Source organism: Streptomyces sp. NBC_01408 (genome assembly GCF_026340255.1).
GTDB lineage: Bacteria > Actinomycetota > Actinomycetes > Streptomycetales > Streptomycetaceae > Streptomyces.
This window is the reverse complement of sequence record NZ_JAPEPJ010000001.1, coordinates 3469183-3483839: the sequence shown is the minus strand read 5'-3', so window position 1 is coordinate 3483839 and position 14657 is coordinate 3469183. Positions and strand designations below refer to the sequence as shown.

The 14657-nt window shown below is 73.6% G+C and carries 11 protein-coding genes and 1 pseudogene; 7 read left to right on the top strand and 5 right to left on the bottom strand.

Annotation, left to right across the window (positions count from 1 at the left end):
* Positions 1 to 285: 285 nt before the first annotated feature.
* Positions 286 to 1017, bottom strand: coding sequence for a VIT1/CCC1 transporter family protein (locus OG447_RS15845; protein WP_266937159.1), 732 nt, complete (start codon positions 1015 to 1017; stop codon positions 286 to 288).
* 247 nt (positions 1018 to 1264) lie between these two features.
* Between OG447_RS15845 and OG447_RS15840 the strand changes: the two genes are divergently transcribed.
* Complete coding sequence (locus OG447_RS15840; protein WP_266937158.1) at positions 1265 to 2251, top strand: ADP-ribosylglycohydrolase family protein; 987 nt, start codon at positions 1265 to 1267, stop codon at positions 2249 to 2251.
* Positions 2252 to 2574: 323 nt separating this feature from the next.
* Positions 2575 to 4107 carry an ADP-ribosylglycohydrolase family protein gene (locus OG447_RS15835; RefSeq protein WP_266937157.1) on the top strand — a complete coding sequence of 511 codons (1533 nt, stop codon included), beginning with the start codon at positions 2575 to 2577 and terminating at the stop codon, positions 4105 to 4107.
* Positions 4108 to 4120: 13 nt separating this feature from the next.
* On the opposite strand, the gene OG447_RS15830 is transcribed toward OG447_RS15835, so the two are convergent.
* Positions 4121 to 5341 carry an RNA-guided endonuclease TnpB family protein gene (locus tag OG447_RS15830; RefSeq protein ID WP_266937156.1) on the bottom strand — a complete coding sequence of 407 codons (1221 nt, stop codon included), beginning with the start codon at positions 5339 to 5341 and terminating at the stop codon, positions 4121 to 4123.
* Positions 5342 to 5483: 142 nt separating this feature from the next.
* Between OG447_RS15830 and OG447_RS15825 the strand changes: the two genes are divergently transcribed.
* From OG447_RS15825 to OG447_RS15805, 5 genes are read left to right on the top strand one after another with little or no spacing between them, the layout of a single operon-like run.
* Entirely contained in the window at positions 5484 to 6629 is a 1146-nt protein-coding gene (locus OG447_RS15825; protein WP_266937155.1) for an ADP-ribosylglycohydrolase family protein, read from the top strand.
* Entirely contained in the window at positions 6626 to 8023 is a 1398-nt protein-coding gene (locus OG447_RS15820) for an ADP-ribosylglycohydrolase family protein (RefSeq protein WP_266937154.1), read from the top strand. The genes OG447_RS15825 and OG447_RS15820 overlap by 4 nt, the downstream gene beginning before the upstream one ends.
* A complete protein-coding gene (gene rbsK / locus OG447_RS15815) occupies positions 8020 to 8928 on the top strand; it encodes a ribokinase (RefSeq protein ID WP_266937153.1) in 909 nt (302 codons plus the stop codon). The genes OG447_RS15820 and rbsK overlap by 4 nt, the downstream gene beginning before the upstream one ends.
* Positions 8928 to 10127: a CaiB/BaiF CoA-transferase family protein gene (locus tag OG447_RS15810; RefSeq protein ID WP_266937152.1), complete on the top strand. Its 1200-nt coding sequence runs from the start codon at positions 8928 to 8930 to the stop codon at positions 10125 to 10127. The genes rbsK and OG447_RS15810 overlap by 1 nt, the downstream gene beginning before the upstream one ends.
* Positions 10124 to 10939 carry a CoA ester lyase gene (locus tag OG447_RS15805; RefSeq protein WP_266937151.1) on the top strand — a complete coding sequence of 272 codons (816 nt, stop codon included), beginning with the start codon at positions 10124 to 10126 and terminating at the stop codon, positions 10937 to 10939. The genes OG447_RS15810 and OG447_RS15805 overlap by 4 nt, the downstream gene beginning before the upstream one ends.
* 27 nt (positions 10940 to 10966) lie before the next feature.
* Here OG447_RS15805 and OG447_RS15800 read toward each other — a convergent pair whose 3' ends face one another.
* The 3 genes and pseudogenes from OG447_RS15800 to OG447_RS15790 form a co-directional block, all read right to left on the bottom strand.
* Positions 10967 to 12331, bottom strand: a complete 1365-nt coding sequence (locus OG447_RS15800; RefSeq protein WP_266937150.1) for a glycosyl hydrolase family 28-related protein — start codon at positions 12329 to 12331, stop codon at positions 10967 to 10969.
* A 141-nt stretch (positions 12332 to 12472) separates the two neighbouring features.
* Positions 12473 to 13474, bottom strand: a complete 1002-nt coding sequence (gene lgt, locus OG447_RS15795) for a prolipoprotein diacylglyceryl transferase (RefSeq protein ID WP_266937149.1) — start codon at positions 13472 to 13474, stop codon at positions 12473 to 12475.
* Between the two features lie 328 nt (positions 13475 to 13802).
* Positions 13803 to 14597: pseudogene (locus OG447_RS15790) on the bottom strand (thioredoxin domain-containing protein); the annotation flags it as partial.
* Between the last annotated feature and the right edge of the window lie 60 nt (positions 14598 to 14657).

Below are 14657 nucleotides of genomic sequence, written 5' to 3'. Positions count from 1 at the left end.
CTCTGCGAAATTTCGTGCAGATTACATGATGACGACAATCCCGAGAAGCGGATACGCCATTCCAGCATGCGGACACTGCACGAGGCAGAAAAGAAGGGACCTTCGCTGACATCCGCAGGTGGAGACGGCGGATGCCTCACGGGGCGAGGGTCCCGGTGCAGGGCGGGCATCGTTGCCCGGAGCCTTGGAGTGATGCCCGGCGGACACACGATCGAAACCGATCGAAACTGCCGAGTAACGAACTACTTATGTTGCCTACTGCATAGTGTCTCATTCCCTGCCCGGTCAGCCTATGGCTCCGCCGATCCAGGTTCCCAGGATGTACGTCACACCTGCGGCCGCGCCACCCAGCGCGAGCTGCCGCAGGCCGCTGTACCACCAGGACCGTGCGGTGACCCGGGCGACGACGGCCCCGCAGCCGAAGAGCCCGGCCAGCGCGAGCAGCACCGCCGGCCACAGGGACGTGGCGCCGAGCAGGTACGGCAGTACGGGCAGCAGCGCGCCCAGGGCGAACGAGCCGAAGGACGAGACCGCGGCGACGAGCGGCGAGGGCAGGTCGTCGGGGTCGATCCCGAGCTCCTCGCGGGCGTGGATCTCCAGCGCCTGCTCCGGGTCGCGGGACAGCTGCATGGCGACCTCGCGGGCCAGCGCGGGCTCGACGCCGCGCGAGACGTAGAGCTCGGCGAGCTCCTCCATCTCGTCGACGGGGTGCTTGCGCAACTGCTGTCGCTCTATGTCAAGTTCGGCGAGGACCAGTTCGCGCTGGGAGGCGACGGAGGTGTACTCGCCGGCCGCCATCGAGAAGGCGCCGGCCGCGAGGCCCGCCAGCCCGGTGATCACGACGGTGTGCGGGGCGACGGCGCCGCCGGCCACGCCGGTCATCAGGGCCAGGTTGGAGACGAGCCCGTCCATGGCGCCGAAGACCGCCGGGCGCAGCCATCCGCCGTTGACATCGCGGTGGGTGTGGTTGTCACGGTGCGCGGTGTGCAGCGGCGCTTGGACGTCAATGATGGACATGCGGCAAATCTCCCCTTTTGCTCGAACGGGCGGCGCGACACGTCCCGCTCCCCCTGAACACCTCGAACCTACGCACGATTTTCTGGCCCCGCCAGCAAGGAAGGCCGTACTTACCTGCGGTTTTGCGGGTCGGCGACCGGGTGACGGCGGTGTACGCGGGGTGTTTCGCGACGAGCGACAAACCACATGCCATGGCACAAATCCCCCAAGGGCTCAAGATGAGTCCCATCAAGTGGAGAGGCGCGCCATGGAGCTGATTGCATGCAATCCGCAGGTCCTCCTCGAACGGGCCAGGGGCGCTCTTCTGGGCCTCGCGGTGGGTGACGCGCTGGGCGCCCCCGCCGAGAACATGAAGCCGTCGGAGATCCGGGCGAAGTGGGGCCGCATCGAAGGCTTCGTGTCGGAGGACCCGGCGGGCACGGACGACACCGAGTACGCGATCTTCTCGGGGCTGCTCCTGGCCCGCCACGGCTCGGCGCTCACCGTCTCGCACGTGGAGCGGGCGTGGCACCACTGGATCGCGGACCTGGACGAGGGCCCGTTCCGGGGGGCCGGGTTCTCCGAGCGCGGCACCCTGGAGAACCTCCGCCGCGGCCTCGCGGCCCCCATCTCGGCGCAGCACCGCCACGCGTGGTCGGACGGTCTCGCCATGCGGGCGGCGCCCTTCGGGGTGTTCGCCGCGGGCCGTCCGGCGGAGGCGGCCCGGCTGGTGGCGATCGACGGCTCGGTCAGCCACGACGGGGAGGGCATCTACGGCGGCCAGGCCGTCGCGGCGGGGGTCGCCGCGGCGATGGCGGGCGGATCCCCGGCCTCGGTCGTCTCGGCGGCCCTGTCCGTCATCCCGTCCGACTCCTGGACGGCCCGCTCCCTGCGCCGGGCGGTCACCGCCGCCCCGCGCGGCGAACGGGCCGTCCGCTCGGCGGTCGTCATCGGCGGCTACCCGTGGACGGACCTGGCCCCGGAGGCGGTGGGCCTGGCGTTCGGGGCCTTCGCCGCGTGCCGCGGGGACTTCTCCGGGTCGGTCCTGACGGCCGTCAACATGGGCCGGGACGCGGACACCACCGCGGCCGTCGCCGGGGCCCTGGCCGGTGCGATGTCGGGCGCCGCCGCGATCCCGGGCGCGTGGGCCTCGGCCATCGGCCCGGTCCGGGGCAGCTGCCTCCCCTCGATGCGGGGCTACCACGTCCTGGACATCGCGGACCTCCTCACCCCTGAATACGAGGCCCCCCGATGACCCAGCCCCCGCCCGCCCCGGAGCCGCCCCCGCCAGACCCGCCCCGCGCAGCCCCGGCCCCGGCCCCGGCCCCGGCCCCGGCCCCGGTCTCGGCTCCGGTCTCGGCTCCGGTCTCGGTCTCGGCCCCGGCCCCGGCCCCGACCCCGGCCCCGGCCCCGACCCCGGCCCTGCCTCCGACCCCGGCCCTGGCCCCGCCGGACCCGACCCGGGCAGCCCCTCCCCCGGCGCCAACCCCGGCTCCGGCCGCCGCCGGGCAGGGCCCGCTGACGTCCGGGCCCCCGCCCGCCCCGACGGCATCCACGTCCGGAGGAGTGGCCCTGGCCGTGGCCCTGGCACCCCCCACCCCCGGCGCGGGCTCCCGCATCCTGGTCCGCGCCACGGACCGCCCCACCGCCACCGCCCGCACGGGGACCCGTACAGCCCCGGCCCAAGCCCCGGAACACCCGGCCGGCCCAGTCGGCTCCTCCCCTGCGGGGACCAGTACAGCCCCGGCCCCCGCCCCGGAACACCTGGCCGGCACGACCGCCACCGCCCGCACGGGCACCCGTACAGCCCCAGCCCAGGCCCCGGAACCCCCGGCCGGCCTGACCGACTCCTCCCCTGCGGGGACCCGTACAGCCCCGGCCCAAGCCCCGGAACACCCGGCCGGCCGGGACGGCACCGACCGGGCCGGGGGCCGTGCGGCCGCCGACCGGGCCGCGCAGCACCCCGCCGAGCCCCCCGCAGGGGCAGCGGCAGGGGCCCGGAGGATCGAGGGGCTCCTCCTCGGGCTCGCCGCAGGCGACGCGGCAGGGTGGCCCGCCGCCCGGCACCGGGCCAGCCGGATGCCCGAGTGGACCCGCCGCCTCACCCGCGAGCTCGACACCTTCGCCGAGCAGAACGCCACCACCACCCTCCCCGTCCCCATCGCCCTCAACCAGCCCCCCGAGCCCCTGCGCCTCGGCCCGAGCGACGACGCCGAATGGGCCGCCTTCGTCGCCGAGTCCGTGCTCACCGCCGCCGGCGTACTGCTCAGCGACCTGTCCCGGTCCCGCCGCATGCGGGCCGCCATCGACCTCGCCTGGAATGCCCTCGCCTCCGAGATCGCCGCCGCGGCGGAACGCGCGCCCGAGGTCGAGTCCGCCGTGCTCCCCCTCCGCGCCCGGATCTCCGTCCGCGCCGGCCTCGGCAATCTCGCCACCGGCCTGCGCCCGCCCGCCACCGGTCACGACAACCCGCACTACTTCGACGACGCCGCCTGCATCCGCGCCTGCGTCCTCGCCGTCGTCCACCCCGGCGACGCCCGCGCGGCAGCGGACCTCGCCGAGTTCGACGCCCGCTACACCCAGGACGGCGACGGAGTCCACGGCGCCCGCGCCATGGCCGCCGCCATCGCGACCGCACTGGCCGGCTCGGACGTCGACGCCGCGGTCGACGCCGCCCTCGAACAGCTCCCCGAGACCACCGAGATCGGCCGCAACGCCCGCCATGCCGTCAAACTCGCCCGGACGAGTGGAGAAGGCGGGGCGTTCGCCATCGTGCCCACCCTCGAGCACGAGATCGTGGACCACGTGTACAGCTACGGAATCGCCGCCGCCGAAACCGTCCCCGTGGCCCTCGCCCTCGCGACCGCCGCCCGGGGCAAGGTGACCGAGGCCGTCCCGGCCGCGGCCTGCCTGTCCCGCGTCGCCGACTCCGCCCCCGCCCTCGCCGGCGCGCTCACCGGCGCCCTCGGCGGCGGCGACTCCATCCCCGCCGCCTGGCGCGAGGCCTGCCGCACCCTCTCCGGCTGCGTCCTCCCCCGCCTCGCCGGCACCGACCTCGTGGAACTCGCCGCGCTCCTGACGCGCACGGAACTCACCTCACCCAAGGGTTGACTTTCTCCACTCCTTAACCGGAGGGGACTTCCACCCTTTCGGGTGGAGTTTCCTGCTTCACCACGGACCGCCCCGACCGAGAGGAGAACTCCCGTTGAGGTCTTACATCCGCTCCACAGGCAGCAACCGCCAGCCCGGCGGCCAGAAGATTCACCGCGGCGTTCCCGTCCCGGTCATGGGCGGTCCCGCAGTTCTGACACGTCCACTCGCGGACGTTCAAGGGCATCTTGTCTGCGAGCGCCCCGCAGGCCGAGCACAGGTGCGTACTGGGAAACCACCGGTCGACAGTGATCAGCTCACGCCCGTACCAGGCCGCCTTGTACTCCAGCATTTGCCGCAGCTCACACCATGCCGCATCCGAGATGGCGCGGGCGAGGCGGTGGTTCTTGACCATGTTGCGGACGGCGAGGTCCTCGATCACGAGCGTTTGGTTTTCGCGCACGAGTCGAGTCGTCAGCTTGTGCAGGTGATCCCGCCGGCGGTCGGCAATCCGAGCATGGATCCTGGCCACGCGGGTGCGGGCCTTGGCCCGGTTCTTGCTGCCCCTCTCCTTCCGCGACAGCATCCGCTGAGCGCGCGCCAAGCGTTCCCGGTCCTTGCGTTCACACTTAGGGTTGGCGATCTTCTCCCCGGTGGACAGGGTGACGAGTGCCGACAGCCCGGCGTCGATGCCGACCGAGGTGCTGGTGGCTGGCATCGGGGCTGGAGAGTCCTCGCACAGCAGGGACACGAACCAGCGGCCGCAACTATCACGGGACACCGTGACGGTGGATGGCTCTACGCCCGTCGGCAGGGAACGGGACCACACGATGTCCAACGGCTCCGCCATCTTGGCCAGCACCAGTCGGCCTTCCGCGTAGCGGAACGCGCTGCGCGTGTACTCGGCCGACGCGCGGGACTTCCGTTTCGACTTGAAGCGGGGGTACTTCGCCCGCTTCCCCCAGAACCCCACGAACGCTGCCTGCAAATGTCTGAGCGTCTGCTGCAACGGAACACAGGACACGTCGCCGAGGTAGGCCAGCTCCTCAGTCTTCTTCCACGCCGTGAGCATCGCCGACGTCTGCGCATAGCCCACCCGCTCCTGACGTGTCGACCACGCCTCGGTACGGGCTGCCAGGGCAAGGTTGTAGACCTTCCGTACACATCCAAAGGTCCGCGACAGCTCACCCGCCTGCGTATCCGTCGGATAGAAGCGATACCTGAACGCCCGCTTCACAGAAGAAGTAGCCCCCATGCCCCGGACGCTAGCGGCGATCACGATCCGAACACACGCACAGGTCACAGCATCACGCGGCGGCACTGGCCCGCTAGCGCCTCCGAGCCGCACGCTTTTCCTCCCTCGGCTCAAGCCGAGGTTCCCACACAAGGAGATTGGGATGACGCTCACGTTGGAGGACCGGGTAGCAGGCGCCCTCGTCGGAGCCGCCGTCGGCGACGCGCTCGGCGGCCCGGTGGAGGGCTGGACCCCGGACCAGATCGTGGAACGGCACGGCGGCCGCGTCCACGGCATCGTCGGCCCCTGGCACGAGGACTGGCGCACGGCCCGCCCGATCGCCCCGTACCACAAGGGCGATGGCCACGTCACCGATGACACCCTCATGACCCACGCGCTGGTACGGGTCTACGAGACCGTACGGGACCACCTGGACGCGTACGCGGTCGCCGACCACCTGGTCCCGGACCTGATGACCAACCCGCGCTGGATCCCGGAGCTGGAGGCGGAGGCCCTCCCCCTCCAGCGGATCTTCCTCGCCGAGAAGTGGATCGTGACCCGGCTGCACTACGCGCACGCCGACCCGCGCGAGGCGGGCAGCGGCAACATCGTCAACTGCGGCGCCGCGATGTACATGGCGCCCGTGGGCCTCGTCAACGCGGGCAATCCGGCGGGGGCGTACGCGGAGGCGCTGGACGTGGCCGGCGCGCACCAGTCCTCGTACGGGCGGGAGGCGGCGGGCGTGTTCGCGGCGGCGGTGGCGGCCGCGTGCCTGCCGGGGGCGACGGCCTCCTCGGTGGTGGACACGGCCCTGTCCCTGGCCAAGGACGGCACCCGGACGGCCATCGCCGCCGTCGCCGAAGTGGCCTCGGCGCACCGGGACTTCGAGTCGGCGCTGGCTCCGCTGCGGGCGGCGGTGACCCCGTACGACTCGGTCGGCCCGGACTACCGCTCGCCCTCCCTCGGCGCCCGCCGCCCCTCCCGCCTCCATTCCATCGAGGAACTCCCGATCGCGCTCGGCATGCTGCTGATGGCGGACGGCGGGTACGAGACCTCGGTCCTGGGCGCGGTCAACTACGGCCGGGACTGCGACTCCATCGCCACCATGGCGGGAGCTATCGCCGGAGCGCTCGGCGGCGAGTCCGTGATCCCGGCCGTCTGGGCCAAACAGGTCGCCGAGGCCAGCCGCCTCGACCTGCACACCCCGGCCGCGGCACTGGCCGCGGTGGCCCGGGAGGTCTTCACCCTCGACCTGGCCCGCCGCGAGGCCCACGAGTCGGCCTTCACCGCGATCTCGGCCCCCCGATGAGCCCACCCCCCGACCTGCTGCGGGTGACCTGGGCGCAGCCCGAGGACCTGATCGGGCACGAGTTGCGGCAGGCCGCCGAGGACGGGCGTGATCCGGGTCCCCTCCTGCGGGTCTGGCTCGCCGCGGGCGGGCACCTGGCGCCCGAGCGGGCCGGGGCCTCCTCCGGCCCGGCGGACCCGGAGCTGCGAGCCCTGGCCTGCCGCCTGCTGGACGAGCTCGCCGCCGTGCCGTCCCCGCTGGCCGCCGCCGAACCATGCTCCTGGGAAGCCGTACGCGCCACCTGGCCCGGGCCGGGCGGAGCAGCCGAAGCGGCCGGGCCCGGGCCGGAAGATGCGCGGGGCCTGCGGACCAGGCTGGAAGCCGCCTGGCTCGGCCGGGCCGTCGGGTGTCTGCTCGGCAAGCCCGTCGAGAAGCTGCCGCTCGACGGGATCCGGGCCCTGGCCCGCGCCGCGGGCAACTGGCCGCTGGACGGCTGGTTCACCGAACGCGGCGTCCCACCGGAGGTACTCGCCGCGCACCCCTGGAACCGCCGCTCCGCCCCCACCTCCCTCGCCGAGAACATCGACGGCATGCCCGAGGACGACGACCTCAACTACCCCCTCCTCGGCCTGCTCCTGCTCCAGCGGCACGGCAAGGGCTTCACCACCGCCGACGTCGCCCGGCTCTGGCTCGACGAACTGCCCGCCGGGCGGACCTTCACCGCCGAGCGCGCCGCGTACCGGAACCTGCTGCACGGGCTGGAGCCCCCGCTCACCGCCACCCACCACAACCCCTTCCGCGAGTGGATCGGCGCCCTCATCCGCGCCGACGTCCACGGCTGGACCCACCCCGGCGACCCGGCCGCCGCCGCGGCGGCGGCCTACCGGGACGCCGCCCTGACCCACACCGGCAACGGCCTGTACGCCGCCCTGTTCGTCGCCGCCGCCACCGCCGAGGCCGCCGCCGGCCGGGCCGACGTGCACACCGCCCTCCGGGCCGGGCTGGCCTTCGTACCGCCCCGCTCGCGCCTCGCCGAAGCCGTCCGCTTCGGGATCCGGACGGCCCGCGGGGAAGCCCGCTTCGACCGCGTCGTCGACGCCCTGCACGCCCGCTACGGCCACTACCACTGGGTGCACGCCGTCCCCAACACCGCCCTGATCGCCGCCGCCCTCACCCACGCCGACGGCGAGTTCACCCGCTCCATCTGCCGCGCCGTGTCCGGCGGCTGGGACACCGACTCCAACGGGGCCACCGCCGGAGCCCTCGCCGGGATCCTGGCCGGGGCGCCCGGGAACCTCCCGCACCGCTGGACCGCACCGCTCAAGAACCGCCTCGCCACCACCGTCGCCGGTTTCGACGGCATCGGCTTCGACACCCTCGCCCACCTCACCGCACAGGAGGCAGCCCGCTCATGACGGCCATCGCCGTGCTCGGCAGTACGAACATGGACCTCGTCGCCTACGTCCCCAAGGCCCCCCGCCTCGGGGAGACCGTCACCGGCCGCGCGTTCCGCACGGTCCCCGGCGGCAAGGGCGCCAACCAGGCCGTCGCCGCCGCCCGCTGCGGCGGGGAGGTGGTGATGATCGGGGCGGTCGGGGCCGACGACTTCGGCGTACGGCTGCGCGCCGCGCTCGCCTCCGCCGGAGTCGACACGGCGGCGCTGCGCACCGTCGAGGGCGCCAGCGGCACCGCGCACATCACCGTGGACGACGAGGGCGCCAACAGCATCATCGTCGTCCCGGGGGCGAACGCCCACGTCACCGGCCTGGAGGCGGGTGACGACAGCCGGATCGGCGCGGCGGAGTGCCTGCTGCTCCAGCTGGAGCTGCCGCTGGACGCCGTACTCGCGGGCGCCCTGGCGGCCCGCGCACACGGGGGCGTCCGTACGGTCCTCACCCCCGCCCCCGCCCAGCCGCTGCCCGCGGAACTGCTGGCCGCCACCGACCTCCTGGTCCCCAACGAGCACGAGGCGGCCGCCCTGACCGGGCTCACCGACCCGCACCGCGCGGCCGAGGCGCTCCTGGAGCAGGTGCCGGAGGTGGTGATCACCCTGGGCGCGGCCGGCTCCCTGTACGCGGCCCGGGGGCGGGAGCCGCTGACCGTGCCCGCGCCGCGGGTCCGGGCCGTGGACACCACCGCGGCCGGGGACACCTTCGTCGGAGCCCTCGCCGTGGCCCTCGGGGAGGGCCGCCCGATGCGTTCCGCCCTCGGCTGGGCCTCGTGCGCCGCCGCGCTGTCCGTCCAGCGGCCCGGCGCTCAGGACTCGATGCCGACCCGCGCCGAGGTCGTCGCGTTCGCGGCCGGGCAGGACGTCCGCTGATGGCCGAGCCCCCCGCCGGGCCCCTGCGCGGGCTGCGCGTCCTCGATCTGGCCACCCTCTTCGCCGGGCCGCTGGCCGCCACCCTGCTCGGCGACTTCGGCGCCGAGGTCGTCAAGGTGGAGCATCCCGGCCGCCCCGACCCCTCCCGCGGCCACGGCCCCGCCAAGGACGGGATCGGCCTGTGGTGGAAGCTGCTCGGCCGGAACAAGCGGACGATGACCCTCGACCTGTCCACGCCGGGCGGCCGGGACACCCTGCTGCGCCTCGCCGCCACCGCCGACGTGGTCATCGAGAACTTCCGTCCCGGCACCCTGGAGAAGTGGGGTCTGGGCTGGCCCGAGCTGTCCGCGGTCAACCCGCGGCTGGTCCTCGCCCGGGTCACGGCCTTCGGCCAGCAGGGCCCGTACGCGCACCGCCCCGGCTTCGGCACCCTCGCCGAGGCGATGAGCGGCTTCGCCGCGATCACCGGGGAGCCGGACGGGCCGCCGACCCTGCCGCCGTTCGGGCTCGCGGACTCCATCGCCGCGCTGACCACCGCGTACGCCGTGATGACCGCCCTCGCGGGCCGGGACCGCACCGGGCACGGGCAGGTCGTGGACCTGGCCATCATCGAGCCGATCCTGACCGTGCTGGGCCCCCATCCGCTCTGGTACGACCAGCTCGGCTACGTCCAGCCGCGCACCGGCAACCGCTCCGCCAACAACGCGCCCCGCAACACCTACCGCAGTGCGGACGGGCGCTGGCTGGCGGTCTCGGCCTCCGCGCAGTCCATCGCCGAGCGGGTCATGCGGCTGGTCGGCCGGCCCGAGCTGATCGACGAGCCGTGGTTCGCGTCGGGCGCGGAGCGGGCCGCGCACGGGCACGTCCTGGACGACGCCGTCGGGGGCTGGATCGCCCGGCACAAGGCGGATGAGGTGGTGGCGGCCTTCGAGGAGGCCGAGGCGGCCGTGGCGCAGGTCTACGACGTCCGGGACGTGATGGCCGATCCGCAGTTCGCCGCGCTGGACACGGTCACCGAGGTGGAGGACCCGGAGCTCGGCCCGCTGCGGATGCAGAACGTCCTGTTCCGGCTCTCCGAGACCCCCGGCGCGATCCGCTGGGCGGGCCGCCCGCACGGCGCGGACACCGAGGAGGTCCTGACCGAGCTCGGGCTGAGCCCGGACGAGATCACCGCGCTCCGTACCGAGGGGGCGCTGTGATCCTGACCTGGCTGTACGCGCCGGGCGACCGCCCGGCGGTGGTGGCCAAGGCGCTGGGCTGCGGGGCCGACGCCGTCATCGTGGACCTGGAGGACGCGGTGCCGGCCTCCCGCAAGGAGTACGCCCGCACCGCGACCGCCGAGCTGCTCGCCGAGCGCCCCGCGGTCCCCGTCCACGTCCGGGTGAACGCCCTGGACTCCCCCTGGGGCGGCGTCGACCTCGCCGCCCTCGCGGGCCGCCGGGGCCTGGCCGGGCTCCGGCTGCCCAAGATCAGCGCTCCGGAGCAGGTCGCGGCCGTCGCCGACCGCACCGGCGGGGTCGCCCTGTACGCCCTGCTGGAATCCGCGCTGGGCGTGGAGCGCGCGTTCGAGATCGCCCGCGCGCACCCCGCCCTGCGCGGGCTCTCCCTCGGCGAGGCGGACCTGCGGGCCGATCTGGCCGTCAGCGCGGGGACGGGCCTGGACTGGTGCCGCTCGCGGGTGGTGGTGGCGGCCCGGGCGGCCGGGCTCGTACCGCCGGCCCAGTCCGTCTTCCCCGACATCCGGGACCTGGAGGCACTGGCCGCCTCCTGCTCCCGGGGGCGTTCCCTGGGCTTCCTGGGCCGGGCGGCGATCCACCCCCGCCAGCTGCCGGTGATCGAGCGGGCCTACCTGCCCGCTCCCGCGGAGGTCGCCGCGGCCCATGAGGTCCTGGCGGCGGCCCGCGCCACCCCGGGGGCTCTGGCACTGCCCGACGGGCGTTTCGTGGACCCGGCCGTGGTCGCGGCCGCGCACCGCACCCTTGCGCTCGCCGCGCGGGTTCCCACGTACTGACCGCGGCCGGGCGCGCCGCGGCGTGAGCTACGCGTTGAGGGCGGACCAGAGCCACTGGCCGCCGACGCGTACGTACAGCCGCTTGTTGGCGGAGTCCACGGCCATGGTGCCGTCGAGCGGCTGGCGGGTGAAGGAGGCGTCGGTGACCGGTCCGGGGACCAGCCGCAGCGGCGGGTTCGGGGCGTTCTTGACCGGGATCGTCCCGGTCGCCTGCGCCCCAAGGGTGCCGTAGCTGTTCTCCACCCGGAAGTCGCCGGTGGACGACTGCTCGTAGTAGATGTGGGTGCCGGTGGGCGCGGTCCCGTAGAGCCCGACGACGTTGCGCAGCACGGCGGTGGACCCGGGGCCCGAGTAGAGGGCCACGCCCGCGTTGACCGTCGCCTTGTCCCGGTTGGCGATGACCACGTTCTCCAGGGCGCCGGCGCTCGCCGCCCAGCTGATGATGTTCCGGGCGGTGGCCGGGGTGCCCGCCGCGAAGTCGCCTGCGTAGCAGTAGATGTTGGTCGCGTAAACGTGCTTGGAGCCCGCGTCGGCCTTCAGGTGCGGGCCGCCCTGCATCCGGGAGGTCTCGAACTTGCAGTCCGTGAGGTAGATCCCGTTGGGGTTGTTGAGGGTGACCGCGCCCTGGCCGATCCACAGCGCGCCGGTGCCGAAGGCCTCCAGCCGGCAGCCGGTGAAGTGGATCTGGTTGATGTTGTCCTTGCTGTAGCCCCAGGCGCCCTCGGTGGCGGAGGAGGCGTTGCGCAGCCAGACGTTGGGCTGGGTGGTGCTGCCGGTGGTGCCGGTGCAGTCCTCGATGACGAGGTTGTAGAAGCGGGAGTCCCAGAACTCGACGGCGTCCACGCACATGTCGTTGTTGGAGGACATGAAGACGTCGCGGAAGTACGAGTTGTTGTTGTAGTAGAGCTCCAGCAGCAGGCCGGTCTTGCGGTTGCCGTTGAAGCCGAGGTTCTCGATCGAGCAGTAGCGGCGGTGGGTGGCGCCGGTGGAGTACGCCGGTCCGCTGCCGGACATGCGCAGCAGGATGCCGTCGCCGCCCTTGATCAGGGTGGAGGCCTTGGCACCGGCGCCGGAGAGCCGGATGCCGTCGGCCTTGAGGGCCAGGGCCGGCTGGGCGGCGGCCGGCTTGACCAGGTACTTGCCGACGGGGAAGTAGGCGGTGCCGCCGCCCGCCGCGGCCGCCGCGTCGAGCGCCCGCTGGACGGCGGCGGTGTCGTCGGTGGCGCCGTCACCGACGGCTCCGTGGGCCTTGACGTCGAACCAGTCCGGTGTGGCTCCGGCCGTGGGCGCCGCTGTGGCGCTCCCGGCGGCGGACAGCGCGGTCGCGCCGGCCAGTCCGGCCACGGCTCCGGTCAGCAGTGCCCGGCGGGCGGTCGTCGGCTTGTCGGTCATGGTCTCCCCCTCGTGTCACGGTCCTCGGAGATGATCATGTCAGCCGGGTCCGCCGGGGCCGCATGGGGGAGTGGGCCGGGAGGCGGCATGCGAAGGGGGGCGCCGCGCGTGCGCGGCACCCCCCTTCGGACCGGTCTGCGGTCAGGGCTTGTCGGGCTCCGGGGCTTCGCCCTCGGCCGGCTTCGCCTTGCTCAGGTCGGCCTTGGCGGGTTCGGCCTTCGTCGCCACGGACGCCTTCACCTTGTCCTCCGCCGCGGCAGGGGCAGCGGTGTCCGAGGGCTTGTCCTCGGCCTCGGCCGAGGCCGCCGCGTCCCCGCCCGCACCGCCGGAGGTGTCCGGCTCGACGACTTCCTCGCGGCCCGGCCGCAGCTTCGCCGACACCACCAGGTAGACCACGGCCAGCACGAAGACCACGATCGACGTCCACACGTTCAGCCGCAGGCCCAGGATGAGGTGCGCCTCGTCGACCCGCATGTACTCGATCCAGACGCGGCCGGCGCAGTACGCGGCCACGTACAGGGCGAAGGCCCGCCCGTGGCCGAGCTTGAAGCGGCGGTCGGCCCAGATGACCAGTACGGCGACGCCGACGCACCACAGCGACTCGTAGAGGAAGGTCGGGTGGTAGGTCCCCGCGAGCCGGTTCGGGCCCTCGCTGATCTCCACCGCCCAGGGCAGGTCGGTCGCGCGGCCGTACAGCTCCTGGTTGAACCAGTTGCCCCAGCGGCCGCAGGCCTGGGCCAGGGCGATGCCCGGCGCCAGGGCGTCCGCCCAGGCCGGCAGCGGGATGCCGCGCAGCCGGCAGCCGATCCAGGCACCCACCGCGCCCAGCGCGATCGCTCCCCAGATGCCGAGGCCGCCCTCCCAGATCTTGAGGGCGTCGACCCAGTTGCGGCCCTCGCCGAAGTAGAGCTGGTAGTCGGTGATCACGTGGTAGAGGCGACCGCCGACCAGGCCGAAGGGCACCGCCCACACGGCGATGTCCGCGACGGTGCCGGGCTTTCCGCCGCGCGCGATCCACCGCTTGTTGCCGAGCCAGACGGCGACGAAGACGCCGAGAATGATGCAGAACGCGTAGCCGCGCAGCGGGATCGGTCCGAGGTGGACCACGCCGGTCGACGGGCTGGGGATGTAAGCAATGTCCATGGCAGACATGACGCTACCCTGCCGGGCGGTGCTGACCGCAACCCGCCCGGCAAGCCGAAACCAAATCCACACACGGCCCAGGTGTCGCTCAGTTCTCCGGGGAACCGCCGGAACCGGCCTTCGTGGCCGACTTCGCCCCGCTGCCCGAGGCCTCGGACGAGGGCGAGGCCTTCGCCCCGGACGCCGTCCCTGACCCGGCCGTGGACCCGGCCGTGGACCCGGCTCCGGAGCGGGAGCGGGAGCCCGTGCTCGGGGAGGGCGAGGCCTTGGCCCCGCCCTTCGAGGACTCGGAGCCGTCACCCGCGCCCTTGGCGCTGCCGCCGCCGGAACCCTTCGCCGCGCCCTCCACCTGTTCCTTCAGCTTCTGCGGGGTGAGCGGGTTGGCCTGGTCGGCGAAGATGTCCTTGCCGTCCAGGAGCACGGTCGGGGTGCCCCGGAACTTGCCGGCTTGGAAGGCCTCCTGCGATTTGCCCACCCAGCTGTTGTGGGTGCCGTCCTCGACGCACGAGCGGAAGGCCGGGGTGTCCAGCCCCTCCACCTTGCCGGCCAGCTCCAGCAGCTTGGAGTTCTTGCCGTAGGCGTCGTCGACCTCCTGCGGCTGGTTCTGGAAGAGCACGTCGTGGTACGGGGTGAACTTGCCCGCGTCCTGCGCGCAGGCCGCCGCGTTCGCGCTCTTGAGGGAGCCGCTGCCGCCCATGTTCCCGTCGATGAGCGTGACCAGGTGGTAGTCCACCTTGAGGAGCCCCTTGGCCTCCAGGTCGTGGATGGTGTCCCGGTAGTTGTCCTCGAAGGCCTTGCAGGCCGGGCAGCGGAAGTCCTCCCACACGGTCAGCGTGGACTTGGCCTCGCCCTTGCCCGTCTGGATGGCGAGCGCGTCCTTGCCGGTGGCCCCGGAGGGGGCGACCACCGGGCCGTCCTTGGCGGAGTCCCCGCTCTTGCCGGCGTTGGCCGCGATCAGGCCGACGACGGCGGCCAGGGCGAGGACGCCGACCACCGCCGCCGACACGACGAGGGTCCGCCGGCGCTTGTCCCGGGTCTTCTGCCGCTCGCGCTCCAGCTGGAGTCGCTCCCGGGCCGATCGTTTCGTCGCATCGCGGTTCGCACCGTCGTTCTTCTCGCTCACGTTCGGCCAAACGAAGCGGGGAGGCACTCTCGTGCCTCCCCGCTCCCAGTTCCACCCGAT

What these genes read in the sequence shown, in the direction of transcription:
- OG447_RS15845 (WP_266937159.1), bottom strand. Translation starts at nt 1,017, where the DNA reads ATGTCCATCATTGACGTCCAAGCGCCGCTGCACACCGCGCACCGTGAC.
- OG447_RS15825 (WP_266937155.1), top strand. Translation starts at nt 5,484, where the DNA reads ATGACGCTCACGTTGGAGGACCGGGTAGCAGGCGCCCTCGTCGGAGCC.
- OG447_RS15840 (WP_266937158.1), top strand. Translation starts at nt 1,265, where the DNA reads ATGGAGCTGATTGCATGCAATCCGCAGGTCCTCCTCGAACGGGCCAGG.
- OG447_RS15800 (WP_266937150.1), bottom strand. Translation starts at nt 12,331, where the DNA reads ATGACCGACAAGCCGACGACCGCCCGCCGGGCACTGCTGACCGGAGCC.
- OG447_RS15810 (WP_266937152.1), top strand. Translation starts at nt 8,928, where the DNA reads ATGGCCGAGCCCCCCGCCGGGCCCCTGCGCGGGCTGCGCGTCCTCGAT.
- lgt (WP_266937149.1), bottom strand. Translation starts at nt 13,474, where the DNA reads ATGGACATTGCTTACATCCCCAGCCCGTCGACCGGCGTGGTCCACCTC.
- rbsK (WP_266937153.1), top strand. Translation starts at nt 8,020, where the DNA reads ATGACGGCCATCGCCGTGCTCGGCAGTACGAACATGGACCTCGTCGCC.
- OG447_RS15820 (WP_266937154.1), top strand. Translation starts at nt 6,626, where the DNA reads ATGAGCCCACCCCCCGACCTGCTGCGGGTGACCTGGGCGCAGCCCGAG.
- OG447_RS15830 (WP_266937156.1), bottom strand. Translation starts at nt 5,341, where the DNA reads ATGGGGGCTACTTCTTCTGTGAAGCGGGCGTTCAGGTATCGCTTCTAT.